The sequence below is a fragment of the Mesorhizobium sp. M7A.F.Ca.CA.003.01.2.1 genome (assembly GCF_003998945.1).
GTDB lineage: Bacteria > Pseudomonadota > Alphaproteobacteria > Rhizobiales > Rhizobiaceae > Mesorhizobium > Mesorhizobium ciceri.
The window spans coordinates 1-4,829 of sequence record NZ_RZRA01000400.1 but is presented as its reverse complement, the minus strand read 5'-3'; the positions used below and the strand labels follow the sequence as shown (position 1 = coordinate 4,829).

Annotated in this window: 6 protein-coding genes and 1 riboswitch; of the genes, 2 read left to right on the top strand and 4 right to left on the bottom strand. The window is 63.5% G+C overall.

What is annotated here, in order from left to right; genetic code table 11:
• Positions 1-36: 36 nt before the first annotated feature.
• The 3 genes from EN969_RS17160 to EN969_RS17150 form a co-directional block, all read right to left on the bottom strand.
• Entirely contained in the window at positions 37-807 is a 771-nt protein-coding gene (locus EN969_RS17160; RefSeq protein ID WP_013531118.1) for a CbtA family protein, read from the bottom strand.
• Between the two features lie 15 nt (positions 808-822).
• Positions 823-1,002 carry a CbtB domain-containing protein gene (locus tag EN969_RS17155; RefSeq protein ID WP_013531117.1) on the bottom strand — a complete coding sequence of 60 codons (180 nt, stop codon included), beginning with the start codon at positions 1,000-1,002 and terminating at the stop codon, positions 823-825.
• Positions 1,003-1,037: 35 nt separating this feature from the next.
• A riboswitch (cobalamin riboswitch) is annotated at positions 1,038-1,234 on the bottom strand.
• 65 nt (positions 1,235-1,299) lie between these two features.
• Positions 1,300-2,499, bottom strand: coding sequence for an MFS transporter (locus EN969_RS17150; protein ID WP_013531116.1), 1,200 nt, complete (start codon positions 2,497-2,499; stop codon positions 1,300-1,302).
• A 223-nt stretch (positions 2,500-2,722) separates the two neighbouring features.
• Here EN969_RS17150 and EN969_RS17145 point away from each other — a divergent pair, with 223 nt between their 5' ends.
• Together EN969_RS17145 and EN969_RS17140 are read left to right on the top strand one after the other, a co-directional pair.
• Positions 2,723-3,721 (top strand): DUF1624 domain-containing protein, encoded by a 999-nt coding sequence (locus EN969_RS17145; protein WP_063168230.1) that lies wholly within the window; start codon positions 2,723-2,725, stop codon positions 3,719-3,721.
• Positions 3,718-4,194 (top strand): isoprenylcysteine carboxylmethyltransferase family protein, encoded by a 477-nt coding sequence (locus EN969_RS17140; protein WP_024501351.1) that lies wholly within the window; start codon positions 3,718-3,720, stop codon positions 4,192-4,194. Before EN969_RS17145 ends, EN969_RS17140 begins: the two co-directional genes overlap by 4 nt.
• Positions 4,195-4,279: 85 nt before the next feature.
• Here the strand turns inward: EN969_RS17140 and EN969_RS17135 are convergent, their stop codons facing one another.
• Positions 4,280-4,666, bottom strand: a complete 387-nt coding sequence (locus EN969_RS17135) for a MerR family DNA-binding transcriptional regulator (protein ID WP_013531113.1) — start codon at positions 4,664-4,666, stop codon at positions 4,280-4,282.
• Between the last annotated feature and the right edge of the window lie 163 nt (positions 4,667-4,829).

Here is a 4,829-nt window from a genome sequence, read left to right as displayed (position 1 = left end):
CGCACACCGCCGATGAGAAAGGTCAGTGTCTTGCGATCAGGCAAAGCTGTCGCGCAGGCTGGTCGCGGTGCCGGTGAAGCGACCGCGCACCACACCGACGACCGCTCCGAGCACCAGCCAGAACACCAGATTGGTCACGGTCACCGCCACCACGAACTGGTGATGCAGCCCTTCCGGAATCGCCGTCTCGTAACTGTCGGGCTGCGGTGCCCCGACAACATGCGGTGCGACGATCAAAAGGACGGCAAGGATCGCCAGCGGCAGCGACTTGCGGAACGCGATCAGGCCGAGACCGGCAGCGGTTGCCGCCACCGTTGCCCACCACCAGATCTGGCGCTGGGTGAGATCGGCGGCCGGCATGGCCGGCAGTTCCGGCGGCAGGCCGAGGCCCGGCGCCAGCGTGAACACGGCAAAGCCGGCCAAGCCCCAGAACACGCCCTGGCGCCAACCACCGATACCGCCGGCGAATTCGGAAACCGCGACCAGGATCAACCCGAAGCCGATGCCGGTGACGATGTTGGCAAGCACGCTGAAGGCGAAACGCTCGAAACCGTCTGCCGGCGCCCAGCCCTCGTCTTCCGCCGCAGCAGTCGCTTCGGCAGGGGCCGGAGCGGCTGTGCTCATGGCATTGCTATCCGTTGCTGCCGGAGCGGCATGGTCATGGTGATGCCCGCCGCCCGCCTGTTCGTAGACTTCCGCCTTCAGGATCAGCGGCACGGTCGCATAGGCCTGCATGCAGGCGAGAACGACGCCGGCCACGAGCCCTGCGATCGCCGCGATGAACACGACGTTGCGAAACAGGTTCATGATGTCAGCCCCTCGTCAGTGGCAGGGAAACGCCATCGAATGGCGATAGTCGTGAGCCGCATTGTGGACCGCATCGATATGCGAGAAGCCGACAAAGCCCATCACGAAAATGCCGAGCAGCGCGGCGAGCGCAAGCTGCATGAAGCGCGACTGCGAGGAGACGGAAGCGCCGAGGGAGACGGAAGCGGTAGTCATGTCTTGTCCTTTCGCCCTCCACCCGAGGGCATCGAAGTCAGTTTCCTGTCGCCGGCAGGTCTCCTGGCTCACGGATCAGCGTCCTTCCCCACCTTCCCGAAGAAAAATCTTCAGTGGCATATGGAGAGGACTACCGCACACAGTTGCGGGGGCAGCCACGGCATTGGGCGAAATCCGCCCTTACCGCATTCCCTCTTGGCTCCAAAATGGAACCGGCGACACCGGCGACTATAGGCAGAATCCTCGCGTCCGGCAAACCAAATTCCGCCGGCGACCGTTGCGAATGCGCCATGAAGGTCAAAGCGATTTCGGCAGATAGCGCCACGTCACGAAGCCGCAGACCGCCGCCAGCAGGCCGAGCGTGACGAACACCGAGCCCAGGCCGAAGAAGGCCAGCACCACCGAATAGACCAGCGGCGGCGTCAGCTCGGAAAAGTCGAGATAGGTGCGATAGACTGCCGCCATCTGCGATCTTTCATAGGAGCGCACCGAGCGCATGAAGGCGGTCGAGCCGAGCGCGTCGAGTGCAATGGTGAAGAAGGCGCCGCAGAGCAGGAAGGCGCCGGTGAGCAGCGGCACGGTTTCGCCGACGAAGCCCGCCGCCAGAAGCGCGACCGACATGGCGAAATAGGCAAATGTCATGGTCCTGCGGCCGCCAAAGCGCTTTCCCGCCTTGCCCCAGAAAATCGCCATGAACAAAAGCGCGTTGCCGGCCGAAACCAGCAGGCCGCCGGCCAGCTTGCCCTCACCCGTAATGACCATGAACAGCGGCCCATAGACGAAGAACGTCGTCCAGAAACAGGAGCGCCCAAACGCGATCAGCCAGGCCAGCCTGAGCCTGGGCTGGGCGATGAAGCGGCCGATATTGGCGAGCGGATTGGCTGGTCGCGTCTTGCCGGGACGGATCGACGGGTTGTCGCCGAGCCGGTAGGTCCAGAACAATGCCAGCAAGGCTAACGCGAACACGGCCACCGCGCCATGCGCGGCATAGACGCCGAAGCGCGTGTAGAGGAAGATGCCGAGCGTCGGCCCACCGGTCCAGGCCAGCATCGACCACGCCATGCGCAGCGATTCGGCCTGCATGAAGTCGGTCTTGCGGATGTGGTCCATGATGTAGAGGTTGAGCGTGATCGACAGCGCGCTGGCGCCCATCACCCGGCACAGCATGCCGGCCAGTTGCCCGGCAAGCGTGTCGGTGACGAAGAACAGCGAGCCAATGGCCAGCAGGCAGGCGCCCGCCGTGTAGACCCAGCGCCGGGCGAAACGGCGGATCAGCATCGGCATGAACAATGTCACCGACAGGCCGAGCATCGCCACGACGGTGTAGAGGATCGAGACGATCTGCTCGTTGTGCAGGATCTCGTAAGCCTGGATCGGGATGACGCTCGACACCGTGGCGCGGGCGAAGGATTCGACCGCATAGAGCGAAGCGAAGGTGCGCGCGTCCGCGGCCTTGAGGGCCGGTAGCCAGATCGGATGGCGCACATGGGTGGACATTGCTTTCCCCGAAGCAGATTCACCGGGTCAAATCTGCCGTGGCGACCTCAGCGCCAATAAGAGGAAACCGACGTGCATCCGGCAAAAGCGAAGCCGGCCAAAGGCTTTCCGGCACTGGCCCAATGCCGCGGCTGATCCGGCGCTATCGGCAGGGTTGCCGGTCTTCTTTTGTCCCGGGCAACCGTGATAGTCCTCCAGCGGGGCTGAATCAGAATGCGAGACCATGAGCATCCAAACGCCGACCGCACCCGTTCAGGATCGACCAAAGCGCATCGTCGCCATCGACATCGTGCGCGGCATCGCGCTGATCGCCATGGCAAGCTACCATTTCACCTGGGATCTGGAGTTCTTCGGCTACACCGATCCCGGCCTGACCGCCTTCGGCTGGTGGAAGATCTACGCGCGCTGCATCGCCTCGACCTTCCTGTTCCTGGTCGGCGTCAGCCTGTATCTCGCCCACGGCCGACAAATCCGCTGGAACGGCTTCTGGAAGCGGTTCGCCATGGTCGCCGGAGCCGCGATCGCGATTTCGGTCGTCACCCGCATAGCCACTCCGGACGGCTTCATCTTCTTCGGCATCTTGCACGAGATCGCGCTGGCCAGCCTGCTCGGTCTCGCCTTCCTGCGCCTGCCGGCGCTGCTGACGCTTGTCGTCGCTGCGCTCGTTATCGCCGCCCCCGTCTATCTGCGCTTCGAGGCCTTCGATCACCCATGGCTGTGGTGGGTCGGCCTGTCGGCGACCAATCCGCGCTCCAACGACTACGTTCCGCTGTTTCCGTGGTTCGGCGCCGTGCTTGCGGGCATCGCGGTGACGAAACTCGCCGCAGGTGCCGGCCTGCTTGCCAGGCTTGCCAATCTGGCGCCCGGTCGCTTGGCCAACCCGCTGGTCTTCATCGGTCGGCACAGCCTGGCTTTCTATTTGATCCACCAGCCGCTGCTGATCGGCTGCGTCTGGCTGTTCTCGCAGATCATGCCGGCGCAGGTCGAAACCCCGCAGGTGAATTTCCTCAAAACCTGCCAGCTGTCCTGCGAGCAGTCGCGCGACACCGAGTTCTGTACGAGCTACTGTGTCTGCATGCTCGATACACTCGAGGGCGAGTCCACGCTTGATAGGCTCTACAACAACGATCAGACTGCGGAGTGGAAAGCGCATTTGTCCGATCTCGCCGGCATGTGCACCGCCAAGACCGACAGCAAGTTGATGGAGGGAGGGGCCGAATGACCGAGAACCAGCCGAAGCCGGGGCTCATACCGTGGCCGCCGCTGATCTACATCGCCGCCATCGCCGTCAGCATCGCACTGGGCCTGCTCTATCCCCTGCCCTGGATCGGCGACCTGCTGGGCGATATCCTGTTCGCGGCCGGCTGGGTGGCGCTGTTTGCCGTCGCCGCACTCTGGTTCACCGCGATCCGCACCATGATCCGGGCCAAGACCACGCTCAACCCCAACGCTGTACCCGATCACCTGGTCACCACGGGTCCCTTCGGCGTCACCCGCAATCCGATGTATCTGGCCAACACGCTGCTGTTGATCGGCGTCGCCTTTGTCTCGGGCATCGTGTGGTTCCTGCCGCTGGCGTTCATCGCCGCCTATGCCACGCAGAAGGTGGCGATCGAAGGCGAGGAAAAGGTGCTGGCGGCAAAATTCGGCAAGAAATACCGCGACTACGCCAAACGCGTGCGCCGCTGGATTTGAGCTGGCTTTCAAGCGGCCAATCTCCCCCCTCGTGGGGGAGATGTCCGGCAGGAGAGAGGGGGGCGCTGTCCCTCAAACTCTCTGCCTACGTATTCACGCCAAGCTCCACCAGCCGCTCCACACAAGACTCCTCGGCCTGGTCGAGTTCAGCCAGCGTCTCCTCGAGGTCGCGGCGTTTCTGCCGGAGATCCTCGCGCTTTTCCTCGATGCGCTTGATCATCAGGTTGAGCTGGCCGACTTCGCCGGGCGGCTCCTTGTACATCTGGATGATTTCGCGAATCTCGTTGATCGAGAAGCCAAGCCTTTTGCCGCGCATGATCTGGCGAATGAGCTGCCGGTCGGAGGGGCGAAACAGCCGCGTGCGGCCGCGCCGCACCGGCTGCACCAGCCCTTCGTCCTCATAAAAGCGCAGCGTCCGCGTCGACACGTCGAACTCGCGGGTCAACTCGGTGATCGAATAATATTCTCGCATTGCCACTCCCACACGCCGAAACACCGGGGCGATCGCCATGGCGGCGTCACCCTTCTGTCCCGAACCAAAACCCATGCCATGCCGGAATCGACATGGCGCCCCGCGCGAGCCTCGCACGCCATTTACGAAAAAGTCAATTGACCCAACAGGCGTTCCTTCAGGG

What these genes read in the sequence shown, in the direction of transcription:
- EN969_RS17140 (WP_024501351.1), top strand. Translation starts at nt 3,718, where the DNA reads ATGACCGAGAACCAGCCGAAGCCGGGGCTCATACCGTGGCCGCCGCTG.
- EN969_RS17160 (WP_013531118.1), bottom strand. Translation starts at nt 807, where the DNA reads ATGAACCTGTTTCGCAACGTCGTGTTCATCGCGGCGATCGCAGGGCTC.
- EN969_RS17135 (WP_013531113.1), bottom strand. Translation starts at nt 4,666, where the DNA reads ATGCGAGAATATTATTCGATCACCGAGTTGACCCGCGAGTTCGACGTG.
- EN969_RS17150 (WP_013531116.1), bottom strand. Translation starts at nt 2,499, where the DNA reads ATGTCCACCCATGTGCGCCATCCGATCTGGCTACCGGCCCTCAAGGCC.
- EN969_RS17145 (WP_063168230.1), top strand. Translation starts at nt 2,723, where the DNA reads ATGAGCATCCAAACGCCGACCGCACCCGTTCAGGATCGACCAAAGCGC.
- EN969_RS17155 (WP_013531117.1), bottom strand. Translation starts at nt 1,002, where the DNA reads ATGACTACCGCTTCCGTCTCCCTCGGCGCTTCCGTCTCCTCGCAGTCG.